Genomic DNA, 23,964 nt, shown 5'->3' on the forward strand with positions numbered 1-23,964 from the left:
CCCGGCGAAACGGAGTCCGTCGTGAGTGCCCTTTTCGAGCCCGTCACCCTGAGGTCGCTTGTCGTGCCCAACCGGGTGTGGATGGCGCCGATGTGCCAGTACTGCGCCGAACCGGTGGGGCCCGAGGCGGGCGTACCGACCGACTGGCACTTCGCCCATCTCGCGGCCCGCGCCGCCGGCGGCACCGGGCTCATCCTCACCGAGGCGACGGCCGTCAGCCCGGAAGGCCGGATCAGCCCGGCCGACCTCGGCATCTGGAACGACACCCAGGCCGCGGCCTTCCGCCGGATCACCGACTTCGTCAAGGCGCGGGGCTCCGTGGTGGGAATCCAGCTGGCGCACGCCGGGCGCAAGGCGTCGACCGCCGCTCCGTGGACCGGCGGCGGACCCGTCGGGCCCGAGGCGCACGGCTGGACGCCCGTCGCGCCCAGCCCGCTGCCGTTCGACACCGGCCACCCCGTGCCCCACGAGCTGACCGTCGAGGAGATCCAGGGCGTCGTCGCGGACTTCCGCGAGGCCGCGCGCCGCTCGCTCGACGCGGGCTTCCAGGTCGTCGAGGTGCACGGCGCGCACGGCTACCTCATCGGGCAGTTCCTCTCCCCGCACAGCAACCGGCGCACCGACGAGTACGGCGGCAGCTACGAGAACCGGGTCCGGCTGGCCCTCCAGGTCGTCGACGCCGTGCGCGAGGTGTGGCCCGAGGACCTGCCCGTCTTCTTCCGGGTCTCCGCGACGGACTGGCTCACCGAGAACGCCGACGACGAGCGCGAGGGCTGGACCGCCGACGAGACCGTCCGGCTCGCCGCCGAGCTGCGGGACCACGGGGTCGACCTGCTGGACGTCTCCACCGGCGGCAACGCACCCCGCGCCCGCATCGCGACCGGGCCCGGCTACCAGGTCCCCTTCGCCGAGCGGGTGAAGCGGGAGACCGGCCTGCCCGTCGCGGCCGTGGGCCTGATCACCGACCCGCAGCAGGCCGAGAAGATCCTTGACGAGGACCGGGCGGACGCCGTGCTCCTGGGCCGCGAACTCCTGCGCAACCCGTCGTGGGCGCAGCACGCGGCGCGTGAACTGTGCGGCACGGTACGCGTTCCCGAGCAGTACGAGTACGCGATCTGACCGCCGCCCGACCGCCGTCCGCCCTCCGCGCACACTCCCTCCCGGCCCGCCCGGGAGGTGCGCGGAGGGCGGACGCGCGCGTGGAGCGACACGGCAACCGTTCACCGCGCGTTCACCGGGGATGACGGCTGGGGCATTCCCTCCCGCGCCGCAGGGATCTACGCTCGGCCGCGAATCGATCACCGTTGTCCCCGGCCGGACCCCGGACGAAGACAACGTTGTCCGAACTCCCTGGAAGGTACCGCGACATGCCCACCAGACCGTTGCCCGTGGCCCGGCGCCTCACCGCGCGGACAGCCGCCGTGCTCGTCACCGGAGCACTCGCCGCCGCAGTGCTGCCCCCGGCAGCAGAAGCCGCCGCCCCCGCGACCCGCCCCACCGCCTACGTCGACCCGCTCATCGGCAGCGCGAACGGCGGCAACACCTTTCCCGGCGCCACCCTCCCGAACGGCATGATCGCCTGGTCGCCCACGAGCACCAAGGGCGACCAGACGAGCACCGGAGCCGCGAACGGGTACCAGTACGACACCACCCGGCTGCGCGGGCTGAGCCTCACCCACGTCAACGGCGCCGGGTGCGACCCGGGCGCGGCCGGTGACATCCCGATCATGCCGTTCGTCGGGGACGTCACCTCCTCGCCGTCGGCCGACACCAAGGACGCCGTCTACGCCTCGGACTTCTCCCACGACGACGAACGAGCCGTCCCCGGCCGCTACACCGTCGGCCTGGACTCCGGTGCCGGGGCCGACCTCGCCGTGAGCCGACGGGCCGGGGTGGCCGACTTCTCGTTCCCCGCCGGGAAGCCCGCCAGCCTCCTCTTCCGGGTCTCCAACTCGCTCAACGGCAGCGAGGACGCCCAGGTCGACATCGACACCGCGCACCGCAAGGTCACCGGCTCCGTCCTCACCGGCGCGTTCTGCGGGCGACGGGCCAACGGCGGTACCAACAACCGCAAGAGCTACTACCGGCTCTACTTCAGCGCCTCCTTCGACCGCGCCTTCTCTACCACCGGCACCTGGAAGGACGGCACGCTCGCCCCGGGGTCGACCTCCGGCAGCGGCGGCGAGGGCTACGCCACCGGAGCGGACCGGGCCGGGCGCGGATCGGGCGGCTGGGTCGGCTTCGACACCGCCTCCGACAACGACGTCCACATGCGGATCGGCATCTCCTACGTCAGCCTGGCCGGCGCCGAGGCCAACCTCCGTGACGAGATCGCCCCGCACGCGGGCGTGGCCGACGTGGCGGCCGCCGCGAGCCGGAGCTGGGACAAGGAGCTGAACTCCGTACGCACCGGAGGCGGCACAGAGGCGCAGCGCACCACCTTCTACACCGCGCTGTACCACTCGCTGATGCAGCCCAACATCATCAGCGACACCGACGGCCGCTACCCGGGCATGGACGGCAAACCGCAACGGATCGAGCGCGGACAGGGGGCGCAGTACAGCAACTTCTCCGGCTGGGACCAGTACCGGGCACAGATACAGCTGCTCGCCCTGCTGAAACCGGACATCGCCGGGGACTTCGCCCAGTCGCTGTACAACTTCGCCCGGCAGAACGGCGGTGTGTGGGACCGCTGGGTGCACATCAACGGCGCGACCCACGTCATGACCGGTGACCCCACGGCGGCCACCCTCGCCACGTTCTACGCCATGGGGGTGCGGAACTTCGGCTACGAGGGCGCCTACGAGTCGCTGGCCCGCCAGGCGACCGTCCCCGTCGACGACGGCCTCTCGGACGCCGGCTGCCCGGGGCAGTGCACCGGCCAGCGGCCCAACCTGGCGCAGTACCTGGAGTCCCACTACGCGCCGCAGGACGTCTGCCACTGCTGGGGCGGAGCCGCAGAGACCCTGGAGGACGCGGTCGCCGACGACGCGCTCGGCCGCTGGGCCGCGCTGCTCGGCCGGGACAAGGAGGCCAAGGCGTTCAAGGAGCGCGGCGGCTGGTGGCGCAACGTGTTCAACCCCGACGCGACGGACGGCGCGGGCACCGACGGCTACATCCAGGCCCGTAACCTCGACGGCTCCTGGGTCTCCCCGTTCAGTCCGGGAAGCGACCTCGGCTTCGCACAGGGCACCAGCGCCACGTACACCTGGATGGTGCCGCAGGACGTCCAGGGGCTGGCGGCGGCGATGGGCGGCCGGGACGTCGCGGCGCGGCGCCTCGACGGCTTCTTCCACAAGGCGGACGGTTCCTGGTCGGTGAAGGGCGGCGATTCCGTGCGCTACGACCCGACCAACGAGCCCGGCATCCACGCCCCCTGGCTCTACAACGCGCTCGGTCAGCCGTGGAAGACCCAGGCGACCGTCCGCGAGATCCTGAACACGGTGTACGGGACGGGCCCGCGCGGTCTGCCCGGCAACGACGACCTGGGGACGATGTCCGCCTGGTACGTCTTCTCCGCGCTGGGGCTGTACCCGCAGTCGCCGGGCGGCGGCGCGATGCTGCTGGGCGCCCCGCTGTTCCCGAAGGCGGTGATCGACCGGCCGCACGGCAGGGACATCACCCTCACCGCCCCGGCCGCCGACGCCGCGCACGCGTACATCGACGCGGTGACGGTCAACGGCAGGCGCAGCGACCGCTCATGGACGGACACGAGCCTGCTCACCAGGGGCGGCACGCTGGCCTTCAGGCTCTCCGGTGAGCCCAACACCAGCTGGGCGACAGCCACTTCGGGGCTGCCGCGCTGACAGGCCGGTGACCCCGTGCCGGATCGCCGCGAACGGGGCGCGGCGATCCGGCACCGGGTGCGGCGGCCGGTCTTTCTATCGTTGAAAATTCCCTGTGCATGACTGTTGTTTTACGTTTGTTGCTGTGGCTGAATGTTCGATTGTGTGCCGTGCCTCACAGGTTCGAGGCACTTCTAGCTCTCTCGACAGGACGACGCCTTGAGACGACAAATGCCCCGCCCCCGCGCTCTGTTCCGAACGGCGGTCTGTGCCGCCGCGCTGCTGATCCCCGCCGGTGCCACCCTGGTCCCGGCCGTCGCGGCCACCCCCGCCGCAGCCGCCGGCGCCGCCTCCGCGACCACGTTCAAGGCCGGTGACCCGGCCACCGAGGTCCACGGGCTGAAGGGCGAGTACTACAGCATGTCCGCGCCCGGCGCGCGGGACTTCGCCAAGCTCGGCGGGGTCGCCCTCGACCCGCAGATCAACTTCCCCGGTCTCACCGGCACGTTCGAGTCCACCACCGGGCAGACCGAGAACACCACCGCCCGCTGGACCGGCGGCATCACGGCCCCCGAGGACGGCGACTACACCTTCGCCGCGAGCGGCGACAACGGCTTCCGGCTCTACATCGACGGCAAGGTGGTCATCGACCACTGGGAGCCCGACTGGGACAACGAGCAGACCAGCGAGCCGATCGCGCTCAAGGCGGGCGAGACGCACGAGTTCAAGCTGGAGATGTTCCAGGACACCGGCGGCGCCAACATGTTCCTGCGCTGGTCCAGCGCGAAGCTCGCCAAGCAGATCGTCCCGGAGTCCGCCTTCACCCCGCCGGCCGACTTCGAGGTCTACCCGGTCGGACTGAGCGTCCCGAGCGACGGACAGCGCCTCCAGCTGGCGTTCGACGACAAGGTCGGCGCCTACTCCTCGGTGAAGGACCACCTCACGCTGGAGGCGGACACCTCGCCGATCCCCGTGAAGTCCGTCGCCCGCGTGCCCGGCAACGCCAAGGCGCTGCTCGTCACCCTGACCGCCCCCGTGCAGCAGGACCAGCAGGTCCGGGTCGCGTACGACGGCAAGGCCGGGCTCACGGTGGGCGGCAAGGCCGTTCCCCAGATCAGCCGCACCGCGAAGAACCTGTCCACGCACCGCCTCACCACGACCTGGGGCGACAAGCTCGACCGTAACCACCCGCTGCCCGAGTACCCCAGGCCGCAGCAGGTCCGTGACGACTGGAAGAACCTCAACGGGCCGTGGGAGTTCGCCGGGGCCAAGGCCGGCGAGAAGCCCGTCTTCGGGAAGAAGCTCGGTGAGCGCATCACCGTGCCCTTCCCCGTGGAGTCGCAGCTCTCCGGCCTGGAGCGCCACGAAGACCACATGTTCTACCGCAAGCTCGTCACGGTGCCGAAGAACTGGTCCGTGAAGGGTGACAAGCACGGCAAGGGCGACAGCAACCGGCTGAAGCTGAACTTCGGTGCCGTCGACTACCAGGCCACCGTCTGGGTCAACGGCAAGCAGGTCGCCGAGCACACCGGCGGCTACACGTCCTTCAGCGCGGACATCACCGACGCGGTCAAGGGCAGCGGCCCGCAGGAGATCGTCGTCGCCGTCACCGACACCACCGGTGACGACCAGCCGAAGGGCAAGCAGTCCCGCGACCCCGGCGGCATCGTCTACACGCCGTCCTCCGGCATCTGGCAGACCGTCTGGATGGAGCCGGTGGCCCCCGCCTCCGTCGACTCCCTGACGACCACGCCCGACATCGACAAGGGCACCCTGGCCCTGAAGGTCAACTCCGCGCAGGCCTCGGCCGGTGCGCGGATCACCGCCGTCGCCCGCGACAAGAAGGGCAAGGTCGTCGGCACGGTCTCCGGACCGGCCAACCAGGCGCTGAGCCTGCCGGTGAAGAAGCAGCACCTCTGGACCCCGGACGACCCGTACCTGTACGACCTCCGGGTCAGCCTCACCGACGGCCGCTCCAAGGACACCGTCACCAGCTACTTCGGGATGCGCTCCCTCGGCATCCAGAAGGTCGGCGGCTACCAGAAGCTGGTGCTCAACGGGAAGCCGTTCTACTCCCTCGCCATGCTGGACCAGGGCTTCTGGCCCGACGGTCTCTACACCCAGCCGAGCGACGCCGCGCTGACCTTCGATCTGAAGGCACAGAAGGAGCTCGGCTTCAACGCCGTGCGCAAGCACATCAAGGTGGAGTCGGCACGCTGGTACTACCACGCCGACCAGCTCGGACTGCTGGTCTGGCAGGACTTCGTCTCCTCCGACATCACCGGTGAGAAGGGTCAGCAGGCCTTCCTCTCGCAGGGCAAGCAGATGATGGAGCAGCTGCACAACTCGCCCTCGATCGGCGGCTGGATCGTCTTCAACGAGGGCTGGGGCGAATGGGACCGCACCGAGACCGGCAAGATCGCCGAGTCCGTCAAGGCCGCCGACCCGTCCCGTGTCGTCAACGCGCACAGCGGAGTCAACTGCTGCTCGTCCAAGGGTGACTCGGGCAAGGGCGACATCATCGACCACCACGACTACCTCAACAACGAGGCACCCTTCCCGGACGACCGGGCGGCCATGGACGGCGAGCACGGCGGCTTCACCCTCCGCAGCCCCGGGCACATGTGGCCGGGCGCGCCCGCGGCGATCTACAGCGGCGTCGCGGACAAGGACGCCCTCACCGCCAAGTACGTCGACAACACCCGGACGTACTACCTCGCCGCCGCCGGCGCCGAACTGTCCGGCTCGGTGTACACCCAGGTCAGCGACCTGGAGAACGAGCTGAACGGTCTCTACACCTACGACCGGCGCGAGATCAAGGTCGACCCGAAGAAGGTCCGCCAGATCAACCAGCAGGTCATCGCGGCCGGTGCGAACGCCGGCCACCGCGACGAGGTGAAGGGCGGCGCCGCCTGGAACCTCGACGAGGGCAAGGGCACCAAGGCCGCCGACCAGGGCCCCAACCGGCTCCCGCTCACCCTCTCCGCCGGCACCACCTGGACGCGCGGTGTCCAGGGCTCCGCGCTGAAGTTCGACGGCGCGGGCCAGTACGCCCAGACGGCGGGCCCGGCCGTCGACACCACCGGCGACTACACCGTCTCCGCCTGGGCCTCGCTCGACGCGCTGCCCGGCAACTACGCGACGGCGGTCAGCCAGGACGGCCGCCGCACGGAGAACCCGTTCTATCTCCAGTACGGGCAGGGCGCGTTCGCCTTCAGCACGCCGGGCGGCAAGCGCGCGCGGGCGGAGATGACGCCCGAGACCGGCAAGTGGTACCACCTGGTGGGCGTGCGCGCGGGCGACGAGCTGAAGCTGTACGTCGACGGCAGCCTCGCGGCCACCGCACCGGCCGGTCCCGCCGACGTGAGCACCGGCCCCCTGTCGGTGGGCCGCGGGCAGTACGCCGGGGAGAAGGGCGACTTCTGGAACGGCTCCATCGACCAGGTCAGGGTGTACGACAAGGCCCTCACCGCCGACGAGGTGAGCGCGCTGCACGACGCCGGACAGCCGTAGCAGGTCCGGTACGGTGACCCGCTGCCTGCCCTCGCACCCGTGCGACGGCAGGCAGCGGCATGCCCCGGCAGCCGGCCGGGGCCGGGCGTCGTGTGAGGATCGGCGGATGGATGATCCGGAGATCCGTCGCCGCCGCGACGACGAGCTGAAGGCCTGCGTCGAGGCACTGGCCACGGTGTACGAGGCGGACCGCTACCCGGCCCGGTGGCCGGACGACCCGGCGGGCTGGCTGACCCCCGAGGGGCTGCTCGACGTCTGGGCGGCCTGGGACGGCCCCGACGTCCTGGGGCATGTCGCGCTGACCCGGACCGGGCATGCCATGGCGGCCGAGGTCGGGCTCCCACCGGACGCACTGGCCTCGGTGTCACGGCTGTTCGCGACGGCGTCGGCCCGGCGGAGCGGGGTGGCCACAGCGTTGCTCGCGACCGCGGTGGCCGCCGCGACAGCCGACGGCCTGCGGCCGGTGCTGGAGGTGGAGGACGGCGGAACCGCCGCCGTCCGGCTCTACGAGCGCGCCGGCTGGCGGCTCGTCTCCAGCCGGGAGGGCGACTGGACGACGGCCGACGGCCGGACGGCGCTGCTGCACACGTACCTCGCCCCGGCCGGTGAGCCGCGCTAGCGCACCCGCCGAGGACGGACCGACGGCCCGGACGCGACGCTTTCATGCGTCACGGCCGGGCCGTCGGCGTGCTGCGGACCGTGCCCAGGAGCAGGTCAGGGAGCCCAGGGCGCCTCGACCGCCCAGGTGGTGTCCTCGGTGAACGTGGCGGGGTTGTCCCAGGCGTGGGTGCCGCCCGGAGTGGCCAGCCACACCTCCGAGTCGATGTGGCGCAGATAGCTGCCCGGCAGGTTGGCGCTGGACAGCCGCACCCCGCCGGAACCGGCGACCGCGCACCAGGTGGCATCGGCCTTGAACAGCGCCGAACCGTCACTGGCGTCCCGTCGGACCCGGAAGTCCCGGTGCCGCAGGTACTCGCCGGGATAGTTGCGGGACTCCAGCGAGTAGCAGTTGCTGTTGGCGAGCCCGGTGACGATCTTCCACGTGGCGTCGTTCTTCAGCAGCGCGCTGCTCCCGCTGTCGACGACCTCGGTGAAGGCGAGCGCTTCCTGATGGCGCAGGTACTTGTTGGTGTACCCGGGCGTCGTGACGCGCAGCGACTTGTACTGCCCGGTGGGCAGGGTCACCGGGGGAGCGGGGTTCCGTGAGGCGTCGATGAGGGCCTGGTTGGCGGCCTTCACCCGGGCGGTGTCCACCTTGACGACCTGACGGTCGTAGGTGAGCAGCCCGTTGGCCTCGTTCTCCACATCGGTGATCTCGGTGTAGACGGAGGCGGAGAGGCCCGCGGGCAGCTGGCCGACCCGGATGCTGTCGAGCAGTCCGACGAACCGGTTGTTCAGCGCGGAGACGCTCGGCTGGTCCTCGTAGCTGAAGCCGCCGCCGGGGAACCACTCGTGTCCAGGGACCTTGTAGCCGAGGCCGCCGAACTCACCGAGGACCGCGGCTCTCGTCGCGGTCGGGGCGGTGTTGCCGGGGCCGACGTAGATGTGGTTGTCGACCACGTCCCCGTTGCCGCCGTCCACGGAGCCGCAGCAGTTGACCCCGCTCATGTTGTTGACCAGCCGGGTCGGGTCGTACGCCTTCACCTCGTTGGCGATCCTGGCCTGGTCGTACTGGCCCCAGCCCTCGTTCTGGTCCACCCACATCACCAGCGAGGGCGAGCTGCGGTGCTGGTCGATGATCGCGTGGAACTCGGACTCCCACTGGGTGCGGGCGGCGGAGTCGGGGCTCTTGCCGGTGTCCATGGCGGGCATGTCCTGCCAGACCAGCAGACCCAGCTTGTCCGCCCAGTAGAACCAGCGCTGCGGTTCGACCTTGATGTGCTTGCGGACCATGTTGAACCCGAGGTCCTTGTGGGCCTGGAGGTCCGACTTCAGCGCGGCGTCGGTCGGCGCGGTGTAGATGCCGTCCGGCCAGTAGCCCTGGTCCAGGGTGCCGGTCTGGAAGACGAACTTCCCGTTGAGGACCGGGCGCAGCACGCCGTCGACCTTCGCCACGGCGATGGACCGCATGCCCGTATAGCTGCCGGCCGAGTCGGTGACGGCCGAGCCGTCGAGCAGTTCCGCCTTCACGTCGTACAGGAACGGGTCCTCCGGGGTCCACAGATGCGCGTTGGGCACCGCTACGGAGATCTCGGAGCCGACGGTCCCGGTTGCCGTACCCACGACGGTCCCGCCGCTGGAGACGGTGACCCGGGCGCTGCGGCCGGACGCGGACGCGCCCTGCACCTTCACCCGCAGGGTGCTGTCGCCCAGGTTGGGGGTCATGTCGAGGCGGGTGATGTGCGCGGCGGCGACGGGTTCCAGCCAGACGGTCTGCCAGATGCCGGAGGCCGCGGTGTAGAAGATCCCGCCGCCGCTATGCGGCTGCACGTCGTTGATGCGCTGCTTGCCGACGGCCTGCCCGCCGGTCTGCGTCGGGTCGTAGACGGAGACCACGACGGTGTTCGTACCGCCGTTGAGCTGCGGCGTGATGTCGTACCCGAACGAGTCGTAGCCGCCCTTGTGGGCGCCGACCTGGGTGCCGTTGACCCAGACCGTGGTCTGCCAGTCGGACGCGCCGAAGTTCAGCTCGACCCGGCGCCCGTTCCAGTCGGACGGCACGGTGAAGGTGCGCTTGTACCAGAGCTTGTCGTTCTCGGTGATCTTCCGCTGGATGCCGGACAGTGCCGACTCCGCGACGAACGGCACCCGGATCTGATCGGTGAACGACGCGGGCTGCCCGGCGTCGCGGCCGGTCACGGCGAAGTCCCAGATGCCGTTGAGGTTGGCCCAGTCGGGCCGGGTGAGCTGCGGGCGCGGGTACTCGGGCAGCGGCTTGTCCACCGGGACCTGGCTCGTCCAGGGCGTGGTCATGGGGGCGGGCTTGGGCGTCCAGGACGCCGCGCCGGCCGGTGCCGTGCCGATTCCCACCAGGGCGGTGGCCACCAGCGCCAGCAGTCCGGTGGTGGCGATCGTCCGTCTCCACCATGGCCTGCGGCCCGGAACACGTAAGCGGCTCATCGGTTCGTCTCCTTCGCCGGGGGGCTGCCCCGGTACGGGGAAACTCCCCGCGCCGGGTGGCGCGGGGAGCGGTGCGGGGGGAACGGTCAGGGGGTCAGACCAGCTGCCAGAGGTGGTCGTCGGTGCCGGTGTCACCGAATTGGACGACGTGGGCGCTGTCGGCGGTGGACATGTTGTCGACGCCCAGCACCTTGCCGGAGTTGCGGTTGCGGACGCGGTACCAGCCGTCGCCGTCCGGAACCAGCTGCCAGAGGTGGTCGTCGGTGCCGTTGTCGTCGAATTGGACGACGTGGGCGCTGTCGGCGGTGGACATGTTGTCGACGCCGAGGACCTTCCCGGAGTTGCGGTTGCGGACGCGGTACCAGCCGTCGCCCTCGGGAACCAACTGCCAGAGGTGGTCGTCGGTGCCGGTGTCACCGAATTGGACGACGTGGGCGCTGTCGGCGGTGGACATGTTGTCGACGCCCAGCACCTTCCCGGAGTGCCGGTTGCGGATGCGGTACCAGCCGTTGGTGAGCCAGGGCGTCCCGTCCGGACCGGCGGTCGGGAACGAGGTGATGCGCAGCCGCGCCGCGCCCATGGGGACGAGCGTGACCTCCTCCACCGGCTCGGCGCTGCGGGCGGGGCTGTCCTGGAGCGGGGTGACGACATGCTCGCCGTCCGCCGTCCACTCCGGGATCCGGCGGGCCCGTGCGGTCATGGTCAGCGGGGTGCCGTCCAGCGTGAAGGGGTTGTCGTCCCTGACGTGGCGCACGGTGTGGTGGTGCAGCGAGGCGGCCGGTTTCCGCCCGTCCAGGACGAGCCCGTAGTTCCACGGACCGGTGGCGTGCACCTCGTACTCCGGGAACTGATCGGTGCCGCCGATGCGGCGGTACTCCTCACCGATCCGCAGCGAGTACGTGAGCGGGCCCCGGTCGACGCTGACGGAGTGGTGGTTCTGCTCCCAGGTGCGGACGGTGGTCGTCTGCGGGAAACGCAGGGTCACCCTGTCACCGTCGGCCCAGGTGCGTTCGACGCGGGTGAAGGCGGGACCGGCCGGGGCGTCCACCCGGCGCCCGTTCACCTTGATCTCCGGGGCGTCGCACCAGGCGGGCACCCGCAGCACCAGCGGGAAGCGCAGCTGCCCCGGCGCCTTCAGGGTGAGCGTGACCGAGTCCGTGAACGGGTAGCCGGTCTCCTCCGTGAACGTGACCTCGGTGCCGCCGGCGACCTTGGCGGTGACCTCGCAGGCGGCGTACATCGCGGCGGCGAGGCCCCCGTCGGGGGTGGCGAGCCAGAGCTCCTCCGTGAAGTACGGCCAGCCCATGCCGTAGTTGTGCGGGCAGCAGCGGTACTGGTCGACGCCCGGCAGGAACGCCTGCATGGCGAAGCCGTTCTGGAACTGCCGGTCCTTCTTGGGGACGTTGTCCAGATCCACGCTGTTGGCGCTGGTGACGTAGTGGATCGCCCTGCCCGAGGGATCGAGCGACGCGGGCAGCGAGTTGAAGGCCAGTTCCTCGCAGCGGTCGGCCCACAGCGGATCGCCGGTGATCCGGGTGAGCAGCTGGTGGCTGGCCATGAACTCGACGATTCCGCAGGTCTCGAAGCCCTGCCGGGGGTCGCCGTGCCCGGGGCGGGCGTTCTCGTCCCCGGCGAAGCCGCCGCCGGGGAACTGCCCGTACTGGTCCATGGCCTTGCCGTACGTCCCGTACGTGTTCCGGGTGTCCTGGGCCGAGCCGCTGCGCAGCGCGTACTGGGCGGGCTCGCGGAAGCCCTGGGCGATGTTCACGTTGTGCGGGTTGACCAGGTTGTCGCCCCAGTCGGCGCCGTTCGCGTGGATCTTGTCGGCGAGGTCGAGGAGGAAGGTGTCGCCGGTGCGGTTGAAGAGCCAGAACACGCTGTCCAGCCCGTCGCCCCAGCGCAGCGCGATCCAGCTGGTGTTGAAGGCGCCCGGCCCCTGGGCGTTCATGTAGCGGAAGAACTTGCTCAGGAACGGGATGATCCGGGTGTCGCCGGTGTACTCCTGCCAGGAGCGCAGCGCCTGGACCAGCGGCAGGAAGGGCCAGAAGTCCGGGCCGCCGTTCAACGACGTACGCAGCGACTTCGGGCCGAAGAAGCCGTCGGACTGCTGGGTGGTGAGGATCGCGTCGAACCAGCGGCGCACCGCCGCCAGCGCCGTGGCGTCACCCGTGACGATCGCGAGGTCGGTGTAGCCGCGCAGCCAGTACGGGACCTCCTCCCAGCCGCCCAGTTCGGGGCGGACCCAGCCGGTGGCGGCGAAGTCGAGGAAGTGGGAGAACTCCTCGTACCGGCCGCAGAGACCGTCCAGCTGGAGTTTCAGCTGTCCGGCCAGCCAGCCGCGTGCGGTGACCCGGCCCGGCGGGAGTTTCAGGAACGCCGTCGGGTGCAGTGGCGCGGCGTTGGGGGAGTAGTGACCGCCGTGGGCCGGTTTCACCCGGTGTTCGGCCGCGGTCGCGGTGGTGGCCCAGCGGCCGTTCGCCGCCGTGGCGGCGGCGGCCGTGGCCAGCGCGCCTGCCATGAGTTGTCTGCGGTTCAGGGGCATGGAGGGGGCTCCTGCTCTCTGCCGGCCGTGCGGGGCTCCGGCTCGGGGAAGGCACATGACACGTGTGGGGCCGTCATGACGCGGCGGACCGGGGGGAGCCGGAGCGCGTGCATGGCGAGAAGCGCCGTCGCGGCCGGAAGGGCTGCGCGGCCCGGTGCTTGCAACGTTGGAAATTTGGCTACCGGCGGTATGACAGCACGGGCCTCGTGCGGCTGTCCAGGGTTGCGGCAGTAACCGGGGCCCGGTGGCCGTCATTTCGCCCCGGTCGGCTCCGACACATTTTGGAAACGCATCGACAACGCTCTTGCCGCCCGTGCCACGCCGCCTATATAACGTTGTAAACCGAGCCGCCGAGAGGCCGCGCAGGCTTTCACGACCGCAGTTCGTGCAGCTGGGGACCACCCCCGCGAAGCATGACGGGGGTCGTGAGGAATGCAGTGACATCAGCCGCCGCGCGGCCGATGCGTCGTCCAGCCATGCCCGACCGCACGCCCGCCGGTGTGCCGTCAACCCGCCAAGGAGCTCCCGCGCATGATGATCCAGCGCCGAACCCGTACCCTCGCCGTGGCCTGCCTCCTCGCCGCCACCGCCACGCTGGCCGCCTCCGGCTGCTCCAAGTCGGAGGGCTCGGACAACGCGAGCGCTGACAGCAGCCAGGGCGCACAGGAGGCCAAGTCCCCCGAGTCCTCCTCCGGTTCCGGCTGCTCGCTGCAGAGCTACGGGGCGCCCAAGCTGGACCTGAAGAACGCGGTGGTCGGCTTCTCCCAGTCGGAGAAGGAGGCCAACCCGTTCCGGATCGCCGAGACCAAGTCCATCAAGGACGAGGCGGCGAAGGTCGGTGTCAAGAAGCTGCTCACCACCAACGCCCAGTCGCAGCTGTCCAAGCAGATCAGCGACATCCAGGACATGCTGTCGCAGGGCGCCCAGTTCCTCATCGTCGCCCCGCTGAACTCCGACGGCCTGGAGCCGGCGCTGAAGGCCGCCGCCGCCAAGAAGGTCCCGGTCCTCACCATCGACCGCAAGCTCAACTCCACCGCGTGCAAGGACTACGTGTCCTTCCTCGGCTCCGACTTCGTCGAGCAGGGCAAGCGCGCGGCCGACGCGATGATCAAGACGACCGGCGGCAAGGGCAAGGTCGCCATCCTGCTCGGCACCTCGGGCAACAACACGACCACCGACCGCACCAAGGGCTTCGTCGACCAGCTCAAGGCCAAGGCGCCCGGCCTGCAGATCGTCGCCCAGCAGACCGGTGAGTTCGCCCGCGACAAGGGCCAGCAGGTCATGGAGCAGCTCATCCAGTCCAAGCCCGACATCACCGCCGTCTACGCGGAGAACGACGAGATGGGACTGGGTGCGCTCACCGCGCTGAAGGCCGCGGGCAAGAAGCCCGGCAAGGACGTCAAGATCGTCTCCGTCGACGGCACCCGCAACGCCGTCCAGGCCCTGGTCAACGGCGAGTACAACGCCGTCATCGAGTCGAACCCGCGCTTCGGCCCGCTGGCCTTCTCGACCGCCCAGAAGTTCTACGGCGGCGAGTCGATCCCGGAGAACGTCATCATCTCCGACCGTGCCTACGACGAGTCCAACGCCAAGGCCTCGCTCGGCGGCGCGTTCTGACCGTCACCGGTTCCACCTGCCCGTAGGGCGTGTCCGCGAAGTCCCGCCCGCCCTCCGGGCGGACGACGCGACTTCGCGGACACGCCCCAGCAACCGTGGGGGAGTTCGCCGGGCCGGGGCCGGACGCGTACCGATCCGTACGCGTCCCGACCGGCCCGCACCGCCCCCGACGCGGCACCGCCGCCGTGACGCTCCCACCCGTCACGGCGGCCACCGGGCCCACACCCTTGGAAGAGCGGAAGGCCAAGACCAGCCATGGCACCACCCGAAGCAGTACCGCAGCCGCCGGAGCCGGCCGCCGACGCGAAGGAGGCACCCTCGCCCGGCCCCCTCGTGAAGGAGGCCGCCGGCGCGTCGGACGCCGCCGCACCGGCCGCGGCCGTCCTCGAAGCCCGCGCGGTGAGCAAGCGATTCCCGGGCGTCGTCGCCCTGGACGGCGTCTCCTTCTCCCTGCGCGCCGGGGAGACCCACGCACTGGTGGGGGAGAACGGAGCCGGAAAGTCCACCCTGATCAAGGTACTGACCGGGGTGTACCAGCCCGACGAGGGCGAGCTGCGGCTGACCGGGGATCAGGTCGCCTTCGGCCGCCCGTTCGAGGCGCAGCAGGCCGGCATCTCCACGATCTACCAGGAGGTGAACCTCGTCCCGCTGATGAGCGTGGCGCGCAACATCTTCCTCGGGCGAGAGCCGAAGAACCGTTTCGGCCTGATCGACTTCTCCCGGATGAACCGTGAGACCACCGAACTCCTCGACGGATTCGGCGTCCGCGTCGACCCCAAGCGGCCGTTGCACACCCTGGGCATCGGCACCCAGCAGATGGTCGCGCTGGCCCGAGCCGTCTCGGTCAACGCCCAGGTCGTCATCATGGACGAGCCCACCTCCTCGCTGGAGCCGCGCGAGGTCGAGACCCTCTTCCGGGTCATCGAGGACCTGCGCGCACGCGGCATCGCGGTGCTCTACGTCAGCCACCGCATGGACGAGCTCTACCGGATCTGCGACCGCGTCACCGTGCTCCGCGACGGCCGCCACATCCACACCGGCGACCTGGCGGACCTCGACCGCATGCAGCTCGTCTCCATGATGCTCGGCCGCGACATGGCGGAGGTCCGCCGCTCCGGCGTGACCAGCTTCGGCTCCGAGGGCCACGACGCCTCGCGCACCCCGGTACTCACCGCCTCCGGCCTCTCCCGCAACCACCAGCTCCACGACATATCACTGTCGTTGTACGCCGGTGAGGTGCTCGGCCTCGGCGGACTCCTCGGCTCGGGCCGCAGCGAGACCGCGAAGGCCCTGGCCGGTGCGCTCGGCCTGGACTCCGGTGAGATCGGGATCGGCGGACGCACCCTGCGCCGGCTCTCCTCCGCCGCGGCCATCCGCGCCGGCATCAGCCTGCTCCCCGAGGACCGCAAGGCCGAGGGCATCGTCCCCGGACTCTCGGTGCGCGAGAACATCGTGCTGGCCGCGATGCCGCGCCTCTCCCGTGCGGGCATCGTCTCCCGCGCCAAGCAGGACCGCATCGTCGAGATCTTCATGAAGCGGCTGCGGATCAAGGCGGCGAGCCCCGAACAGAAGGTCGGCGAGCTTTCCGGCGGCAACCAGCAGAAGGTACTGCTCGCCCGCTGGCTCTGCCTGGAACCCAAGGTGCTGTTGCTCGACGAGCCCACCCGGGGCATCGACGTCGGCGCCAAGGCCGAGGTACAGAGCCTCATCGACGACCTCGCCCGCGAGGGCCTCGCCGTCCTCCTCATCTCCTCCGACATCGAGGAACTCATCGAGGGCGCCGACCGCATCGTCGTCCTGCGCGGCGGAGCGGTCGCGGGCGAACTGGCGGGCGAAGAGGTGGCCGAGAGCCATCTGCTCGAAGTGCTCGCCGACCACTCACCGGCGCCCGCAGGGAAGGCCCCGGCCGCTCAGGAGGACCCCCGATGACCCAGGCCACACTCTCCACCCCCGCCGCCCGCCCCTGGGCGCGGCTGCGCGACCCCGCCTGGTACCAGGAGTACGGGGTGTACCTCGCCGTCGCGGTGGTGCTCCTCTTCAACGCCCTTTTCACCGAGCACTTCATGACCGCGGACAACCTCCGCACCCAGCTCGTCCAGGTCGCGCCCATCGTCATCGTCGCCCTGGGCATGGCCCTGGTGATCGGCACCGAGGGCGTCGACCTCTCCGTCGGCTCGACCATGGCGGTGGCCGCCGCGCTCCTGCCGCTCTACCTCGGCTACGGACTGGTGCCCGCGCTGGTCATGGCACTGCTGGCCGGTGCGCTCGTCGGAGCGGTCAACGGCACGCTGGTCTCCCTCGTCGGACTCCAGCCCATCGTCGCCACCCTCGCCCTGTTCGTCGGCGGCCGGGGACTGGCCCTGGTCATCGCGGACGGCCAGCTCAAGCAGATCGTCAACCCCGACCTGCTCTCGCTCGGCACCGGATCCTTCCTCGGCATCCCGCTGGTCGTACTCATCGCCGCCGTCCTCGCGGCCGCCGTCGCCTTCCTGGTCCAGCGCACCACCTTCGGCCGCCAGATCGTCGCCATCGGCGGCAACCGGTCCGCCGCCTCGCTCGCCGGACTGCCCGTGCGCCGCGTACTGATCGGTGTGTACGTGCTCTGCGGGGTGCTGGCCGCACTGGCCGGCATCCTCGCCACCGCCCGGCTCACCGCCAGCGACCCCTCCTCGCTCGGCACCCTCATGGAGCTCTCCGCCATCACGGCCGTCGTGGTCGGCGGCACCCCGCTCAACGGCGGCTCCGTCCGGGTGCTCGGCACGGTCGCCGGCGCCCTGCTCATGCAGCTGCTGCGCGCCACCCTCGTCAAGCACGACCTGCCCGACTCCACCGCACAGATCGCCCAGGCGGCCATCATCATCGCCGCCGTCTACGTCGCCCGGGAGCGTCGGTCCCGATGAACGAAACCTCACCCGCACCGGTGGCCCAGGCCCCCGCACCGCGCAAGACCCCCGCCCCGACGGACGGCGGCACGGCCGGCCCCGTGACCGGCGCACCACCGCCGCTCGGACAGCGGCTCGCCGAGCTCCTCCAGCGCCAGGGCGTGCTCGCGGTCCTGCTCACGGTCGTGATCGTCGCGTCGTTCATCTACCCGACGTTCCACACCCTGGACAACGCCCGCGGCGTGACCGTCCAGGCGTCGTTCCTGGCGGTGGTCGCCCTCGGCATGACCATGGTCATCATCACCGGCGGCATCGACCTGTCCGTCGGATCGGTCTTCGCGCTGGGCGGCGTCCTCGCCGCCTGGGCCTCCCAGTGGGGCTTCCTGGCCGCACTGCTCGTGCCGCTCGTGGCGTGCGGAGCCGTCGGTCTGCTCAACGGCTTCCTGGTCGCCCGCGCCGGAATGGCCCCCTTCATCGTCACCCTCGCCACCCTGCTGGGGGCCCGCGGCATCCTCCTCGCCATCACCGACGAGGGCGCCACCACCTACCTGATCCCCAAGGGCTCCGCCTTCGCCGAGCTCGGGCAGGGCAGCGTCTGGGGCTTCGGCTACCCGATCCTGATCGCCCTGGTGCTCTTCGGCGTCGGCGGTCTCCTCCTCCAGCGCACCTCGTTCGGACAGACGCTCTTCGCCGTCGGCGGCAGCAGTGACGCGGCCACCTTGATGGGCCTGCCCGTGGCCCGTACCAAGATGCTGGTCTACACGCTCAGCGGACTGCTCGCCGGACTCGCCGGCGCGCTCAACGCGGCCCGGCTGTCGTCCGGGGTCACCATCGTCGGCGTGGGCATGGAGCTCGACGCGATCTCCGCCGTCGTCATCGGCGGCACGCTCCTGATCGGCGGCGCCGGATCGATCAGCGGAACGCTCTGGGGCGTACTGCTGCTCGCCGTCATCCAGAACCTGATCAACCAGATCGGCTCGCTGAACTCCTCGTACCAGTCCGTGGTCAGCGGAGGGTTCCTTATCGTTGTCGTCGTGGCCCAGCGCTATCTGGCGCGCAGCCGCAGAACCACTTGAACCTGTGCCGGGGCCCGGGCCCCGGCACAGGCCGAGCCGAACCGAACCGGCGGAGCCGGGCCACCGCGCCTCAACGCGCGTCAAGTCGATTCAGGGAGTGCCGTGGGCGTCAGCCTCAAGGACGTTGCGCAACGGGCGGGCGTATCCATCAAGACCGTGTCGAACGTGGTGAACAACTACCAGCACGTCACACCGAAGATGCGTGCCAAGGTGCAGCAGGCCATCGACGAGCTCGGCTACCGGCCGAACCTCACCGCACGGCATCTGCGCAAGGGCCGTACGGGCATCATCGCCCTCGCCGTCCCCGAGTTCGGCAACCCCTACTTCGGGGAGCTGGCCGGAGAGGTCGTCGACGCGGCCGCCCGGCACGACTACACCGTGCTGGTCGACCACACGGGCGGGCTGCGCGAGAAGGAACTCCTGGTCAGCCAGGGTTTCCGGTCCCATGTTATCGACGGCCTCATCCTCAGCCCCATCCACCTGGAGACCGAGGACCTGATGGCGCGGGCCGAGACCGCCCCGCTGGTGCTGCTGGGCGAGCGCGAGTACGAGGCGCCCTACGACCACATCGCCATCGACAACGTCGCGGCCTCCCGCGACGCCGTGCGCCACCTCATCGACCAGGGCAACCGGCGGATCGCCTTCCTCGGCTCGCGCACCGGCCGCGAACGGCAGCCGGCCCACCTGCGGCTGCGCGGCTGGCGGGAGGAGCTCGCGGCAGCGGGCATCACCCCCGACGAGTCGCTCGTCGTGGTCACCGACGGCTACGGCCGCGAGGACGGCGCCACCGGAATGGCCGCGCTCCTGGACCGCGGTGAACAGCCCGACGCCGTGTTCGCGTACAACGACCTCATCGCCATCGGGGCGATGCGCACCCTCTCAGAACGCGGTCTGCGCATCCCGGAGGACGTCGCCGTCGTCGGGTTCGACGACATCGAGGAGAGCCTCTACGGCGCCACCACGCTGACCACGGTCGCCCCGGACAAGGCGGCCATCGCCCGGCTCGCCGTCGACAGTCTGGTGGAACGGCTCTCCGGCGACGCCTCGCCCGCCCCCCGGCGCCCCCGGCCCGGCTACCGGCTCATCGTCCGGGAGTCCACCGTCCCCCGGCCGGCCGGATCGTAGTCCGGTCCCGGCCGTCCGCTCCTCGCAAGGACCTCTGATGCCTCGCCCCACCGTGAACCGCAAACCGTTCGGCGCCCATGGCAACACGGACGTCGATGTCTGGACGCTCGACTCCGGCAGCGGAGTCCGCGCCGAGATCCTCACCTACGGCGGCATCCTGCACCGTCTCACCGTGCCGGACACCGGGGGAGCCCCCGCGTCGGTCGTCCGGTCGCTGGCCGGCCTGGCCGACTACACGGGAGACAACCCGTTCTTCGGCGCCCTCATCGGCCGCTTCGCCAACCGCATCGCGCACGGCCGCTTCACCCTCGACGGAACGGACCACCAGGTCCCCGCCACCGACCGGGGACACGCCCTGCACGGCGGGCCCGAGGGCTTCCACACCCGCGTCTGGCAGGCCGAGGGGGAGGCCACAGACACGGCCGCGACGCTGCGGCTCACGCTGCGCAGCCCCGACGGCGACATGGGATTCCCCGGCACGCTGGACGTCACCGTCACCTACAGCCTCGGCCCGGAAGGCACCCTCGCCCTCGACTACACGGCGACAACGGACCGCCCCACCGTCGTCAACCTCACCAACCACGCCTACTTCGACCTCGCCGCGAAGGGCGACATCCTCGGCCACACCCTCCAGGTGGACGCCGACAGCTACCTCCCCGTCGACGCGGACGGCATCCCCGAGGGCCCGGCCGCGCCGGTGCACGCCACCCCGTTCGACCTCACCACCCCCCGCACCGTCGGGGACCGGATCGCGCTCCCCGGTGAACAGCTGCGCAGGGCGGGCGGCTTCGACCACTGCTGGATCCTCCGGTCGCCCGGCACGGGCCTGCGCCGGGCCGCCCGCCTCACCGCCCCGGGCGCCGGGCGGATCATGGAGGTGTGGACCACGGAACCCGGCATCCAGGTCTACACCGCCAACCAGCTCGACGGCACCCTCACCGCTCTCGGCGGCGGCCGCCACGAACGCCACAGCGCCGTCTGCCTGGAGACCCAGCACCTGCCCGACTCACCCAACCGGCCGGACCACCCCGGTACCGTGCTCCGCCCGGACCAGGTCTTCCGCAGCCGCACCGAGTTCAGGTTCCCGCACCTGGCCGCCTCGGCCTGACCCCGCCGCGCCCATGAGACGGCCCGGCCCGCGGATGTCGCACCTTCCGCCGGCCGGGCCTCCTGGCATGTCGCGCTACTTCAGATACGGTCCCGCCGAACCGACCTTCCCCGGCGCCGCGTTGCTGCCACCGAGGTCCAGGACGTAGACCCGCGTGTTGCCCTTGCCGGGGGCCGCCACGCTCAGCCTGCCGCCCGCCACCACCTGGGTGTCACCGGTGACGGCGTCCTTGTAGGTGCCGTTGGGGATCCCCGTGTACGTGGCCGCGCCGGTGACCGTCACCAGGGCGAAGCTGTCCACCCCGCTCGCGGCGTCGGTGTAGCGCCGCTTGTACGCCATCGAGCCGGTGATGCCCTCGGTGGAGTACTGGCCCATCTGCAGGGCCGGCACCGCGCGGCGGATCTCGTTGAGCCGCTGCACGTGCTTGACCAGTGGCTTGCTCAAGGTGTTCGCGACCTCGCCGGTGGCCGAGGACACCTTGCCGAAGTCCGACGCCTCGACCGTGCCCGCGAGGTGGTCGCCGTAATAGGCGCGGCCCGTGGTCGCCAGCGGGCAGCTGGGCCCGCAGTCGATCCGCTTGCCGGCCTGGAACTCGATCTCCGACCCGTAGTAGAGGGTCGGGATGCCGCGGAACGTCCACATCAGGGCCATGTTCTCGGCCCAGGCGTCGGTGCCGCCCGCATAGCGCTCACTGCTCTTGTTGGGGCCGTAGTCGTGACTGTCGACGTAGACGACGTTGTACGTGGCGTCGTTGTAACTGTCGTCCGAGTCCTTGCCGTTGTTGTACGCGTTGTCGGCGTCACCGAAGTTCATGTGCATCCGCATGTCGATGACGTTCATGCCGGAGAACTCGCTGTGGTCGGGCGTGTGATAGGCGTTCCCGTCCAGGAAGGCGTTGGCCGACGTCGGCTGCGCCCCGGTGCCGAGCTTCTCCTCGTAGTCGTACATCTCCAGTGCGGCCTTGGTGTCGTCGGCGTCGTACTCCTTACGCTCCTTCCAGGTGTAGAACTGCGCCGAGTGGTTGACCGAGCCCCGGTTCCACTTGTCGTTGACGAACGCGCCCACCTCACCGAACACGAAGAAGTTCTTCGCCGCCTCCGCGCCGAACCGCTGGGTGACGCGCTCCTGGATCGCCGGCAGGAAGCGGCGGTTCCAGGTGGTGCGCGGGATGTGCACGGCGGTGTCGATGCGGAATCCGTCGACGCCCATGTCGATGTACTTGTCGTACGCCCCGATCAGGTAGTTCTGGACGGGAGCCGACTCGGTGTTGAAGTCGGCGAGGTCCTCGTGCAGCCAGCAGGAGCGCGAGTCCTCGCCCTCCCAGTTCCCGAGCCAGCAGTTGTGGTAGTAGATCTTCGGGAACATGCCGGAAGTCGGGTTGGGCCACTGGCAGTTGTAGATGGTGTACCCCTCGGCTGACTTCCCGCCGGTGGGCTTGCCCCAGTCGACGCAGGTGTTGCCGGAGGGCTCGGCGGTGGACCACAGATCGCCGTTGTAGTACGACTTCCCGGACTTCGTCTCGACGCTCACTCCGTCGTACTCGAAGCCCTCGTTCTTCTCGTCGTAGTACCAGCTCCACTGGTCGTCGCGTACGCCGTAGACGGTCGGGGTGTACAGGCCCTTGGCACCCCAGCGCGAGGAGTGGTTGTAGACGACGTCCTGGTAGATCTTCATGCCCTTGGCGTGCGCGGCGTTGATCAGGTCCTGGTACGAGGCACCGGCCGATTCGAGGCGGCCGTCGACCTTGTAGAAGTCGTAGCCGTGATAGCCGTGGTAGTCGTAGTCGGACCGGTTCAGCACCACCGGAGTGATCCAGATCGCGGAGAAGCCGAGCCCCTTGATGTAGTCGAGCTTGTTGACCAGGCCCTTGAAGTCCCCCCGGAACATGGGGTCGTTGTTGGCCGCGTTGCCGGACTTCACGTCCTGGCTGCCGCCCCGGTTGTTGCCGGTGTCCCCGTCGTTGAAGCGGGCGGTGAGGACGAAGTAGATCGGGTCCTTGCGCGGGTCGGTGCCCAGCGGCTTGCCGGGGGCCGGAGCCGCCGGTCTGGTCCCGGTGGTCGCCTCGGCGGCGGTCGAGGGCGCCGAGGTGTTGCCCGCCGCGTCGACCGCCCTGACGGTGTAGCTGTACGCCGTTCTCTCCTCCAGGCCCGCGTCGGAGAAGACGGTCGAGCCGACGTCGCTCACCCTCGTGCCCTTGCCGCCGCCCGTGCGGGTGACCTGATATTTCGTCACCCCCCGGTTGTCGGTGGACGGTTCCCAGGTGAGCACGATCGAGACGCCGTCCGCGTCGGCCTTCACGGCGGTGGGGACGGTGGGGGCCTCGGTGTCCGCCGGTTCGGCGACGCACGGGTCGGGGGCGTCCTTGGTGACCTTCCGGTCCTTGACCGTGGAGACCCCGGAGGGGACGCGGTAGTCGCTGCCGTTGTTGTTGTCCCAGACCCCGTTGCCGTTGTTGAACGCGGCCTGCATCTCCGTCGCGGTGCCGAGGTCGACGGAGCGCTTCACCCAGCCGGTGCAGGCCGGCTCCATGCCGACGCCCGGCACGGTGGTCCAGGAGCCGCCGGCGGGCCGGTAGTGCAGGTTGGTGGTGCTCCAGCCGACGGTCGTGGTCGAGTAGTAGACCGTCGCGTTGTTCCCGGTCCCCGGCGAGGGGTCCTCGCCGGGCCCGGTTCCGGCGCACGGGTCGCTGTGCGCCACCACTCCGTCCTTGACGGTGATGGCGCCGGTCCCCAGCGCGTAGTTCTTCCCGGAGTTGTTGTCCCAGACCCCCGAACCGTCGGTGAAGGTGGCGGCCAGTCCCGCCGAACCGCCCAGCGGAACGGTCTTCTTGACCCAGTCCGTGCACGCGGCCTCCATCCGCACGCCGGGCACGGCCGTCCAGGAGCCGCCGTCGGGCGCGTAGTGAAGGTTGTACGCGGACCAGTCACGGGTCTTGGTGTAGTAGAAGACCGTCGCCGTGTTCTCGGCGGCCGCCACGGGTACGGCTGACGAGGCGTCCGCCGGGTCCGGTACGGCGGTGAGCAGACTCAGCAGCCCGGCCGCGGCCGCCGCCGTTGCCAGGAGGCGTCTGAGCCGTGGATGGGGGGAGCGTTTCATTCGACTCTCCAGGGGAGTGCGACGGCCACCGGGGCCGCCACGGCTGAGCGGGGTGCCCATCGAGCACCCCGCGGGTCCCGCCGGAGAACCCGGACGCGCCTCGGGGTTCGGGCGAGCAGTGCATCCGACAGCAAGAGCTGTCTGAATTTTGCTGCAATCT

The 23,964-nt window shown here is 70.5% G+C and carries 13 protein-coding genes; 10 read left to right on the top strand and 3 right to left on the bottom strand.

The window, feature by feature from the left end:
* The first annotated feature begins 21 nt into the window (after positions 1 to 21).
* The 4 genes from ACFVQ0_RS35910 to ACFVQ0_RS35925 all read left to right on the top strand — a co-directional run bounded on the left by ACFVQ0_RS35910 (position 22) and on the right by ACFVQ0_RS35925 (position 7,917).
* Positions 22 to 1,119 carry an NADH:flavin oxidoreductase/NADH oxidase gene (locus tag ACFVQ0_RS35910; protein ID WP_390093394.1) on the top strand — a complete coding sequence of 366 codons (1,098 nt, stop codon included), beginning with the start codon at positions 22 to 24 and terminating at the stop codon, positions 1,117 to 1,119.
* 248 nt (positions 1,120 to 1,367) lie between these two features.
* On the top strand, positions 1,368 to 3,806 hold the full coding sequence (locus ACFVQ0_RS35915; protein WP_390093395.1) for a GH92 family glycosyl hydrolase: 2,439 nt from the start codon (positions 1,368 to 1,370) through the stop codon (positions 3,804 to 3,806).
* Positions 3,807 to 4,016: 210 nt separating this feature from the next.
* A complete protein-coding gene (locus tag ACFVQ0_RS35920; RefSeq protein WP_390093396.1) occupies positions 4,017 to 7,298 on the top strand; it encodes a LamG-like jellyroll fold domain-containing protein in 3,282 nt (1,093 codons plus the stop codon).
* A 106-nt stretch (positions 7,299 to 7,404) separates the two neighbouring features.
* Positions 7,405 to 7,917: a GNAT family N-acetyltransferase gene (locus tag ACFVQ0_RS35925; protein WP_390093397.1), complete on the top strand. Its 513-nt coding sequence runs from the start codon at positions 7,405 to 7,407 to the stop codon at positions 7,915 to 7,917.
* 95 nt (positions 7,918 to 8,012) lie between these two features.
* Here the strand turns inward: ACFVQ0_RS35925 and ACFVQ0_RS35930 are convergent, their stop codons facing one another.
* Positions 8,013 to 10,358 (bottom strand): AbfB domain-containing protein, encoded by a 2,346-nt coding sequence (locus ACFVQ0_RS35930; RefSeq protein ID WP_390093398.1) that lies wholly within the window; start codon positions 10,356 to 10,358, stop codon positions 8,013 to 8,015.
* A 94-nt stretch (positions 10,359 to 10,452) separates the two neighbouring features.
* The gene (locus tag ACFVQ0_RS35935) at positions 10,453 to 12,900 is read right to left on the bottom strand and encodes an RICIN domain-containing protein (RefSeq protein ID WP_390093399.1); all 2,448 of its coding nucleotides are present in this window, start codon (positions 12,898 to 12,900) and stop codon (positions 10,453 to 10,455) included.
* Positions 12,901 to 13,431: 531 nt separating this feature from the next.
* On the opposite strand from ACFVQ0_RS35935, the gene ACFVQ0_RS35940 reads away from it, so the two are divergent.
* The 6 genes from ACFVQ0_RS35940 to ACFVQ0_RS35965 all read left to right on the top strand — a co-directional run bounded on the left by ACFVQ0_RS35940 (position 13,432) and on the right by ACFVQ0_RS35965 (position 20,708).
* Positions 13,432 to 14,517 carry an ABC transporter substrate-binding protein gene (locus ACFVQ0_RS35940; protein WP_390093400.1) on the top strand — a complete coding sequence of 362 codons (1,086 nt, stop codon included), beginning with the start codon at positions 13,432 to 13,434 and terminating at the stop codon, positions 14,515 to 14,517.
* Between the two features lie 255 nt (positions 14,518 to 14,772).
* Entirely contained in the window at positions 14,773 to 16,446 is a 1,674-nt protein-coding gene (locus ACFVQ0_RS35945) for a sugar ABC transporter ATP-binding protein (protein WP_390093401.1), read from the top strand.
* The gene (locus ACFVQ0_RS35950) at positions 16,443 to 17,417 is read left to right on the top strand and encodes an ABC transporter permease (RefSeq protein WP_024493761.1); all 975 of its coding nucleotides are present in this window, start codon (positions 16,443 to 16,445) and stop codon (positions 17,415 to 17,417) included. Before ACFVQ0_RS35945 ends, ACFVQ0_RS35950 begins: the two co-directional genes overlap by 4 nt.
* Entirely contained in the window at positions 17,414 to 18,475 is a 1,062-nt protein-coding gene (locus ACFVQ0_RS35955) for an ABC transporter permease (protein ID WP_390093402.1), read from the top strand. Before ACFVQ0_RS35950 ends, ACFVQ0_RS35955 begins: the two co-directional genes overlap by 4 nt.
* Before the next feature lie 102 nt (positions 18,476 to 18,577).
* Positions 18,578 to 19,600, top strand: a complete 1,023-nt coding sequence (locus ACFVQ0_RS35960; protein ID WP_390093403.1) for a LacI family DNA-binding transcriptional regulator — start codon at positions 18,578 to 18,580, stop codon at positions 19,598 to 19,600.
* Between the two features lie 37 nt (positions 19,601 to 19,637).
* Entirely contained in the window at positions 19,638 to 20,708 is a 1,071-nt protein-coding gene (locus tag ACFVQ0_RS35965; protein ID WP_390093404.1) for an aldose epimerase family protein, read from the top strand.
* Positions 20,709 to 20,783: 75 nt separating this feature from the next.
* Here the strand turns inward: ACFVQ0_RS35965 and ACFVQ0_RS35970 are convergent, their stop codons facing one another.
* Positions 20,784 to 23,804, bottom strand: a complete 3,021-nt coding sequence (locus ACFVQ0_RS35970) for a carbohydrate binding domain-containing protein (protein ID WP_390093405.1) — start codon at positions 23,802 to 23,804, stop codon at positions 20,784 to 20,786.
* Positions 23,805 to 23,964 lie beyond the last annotated feature (160 nt).

The sequence above is a fragment of the Streptomyces sp. NPDC057900 genome (assembly GCF_042887885.1).
Classification (GTDB): Bacteria; Actinomycetota; Actinomycetes; order Streptomycetales; family Streptomycetaceae; genus Streptomyces.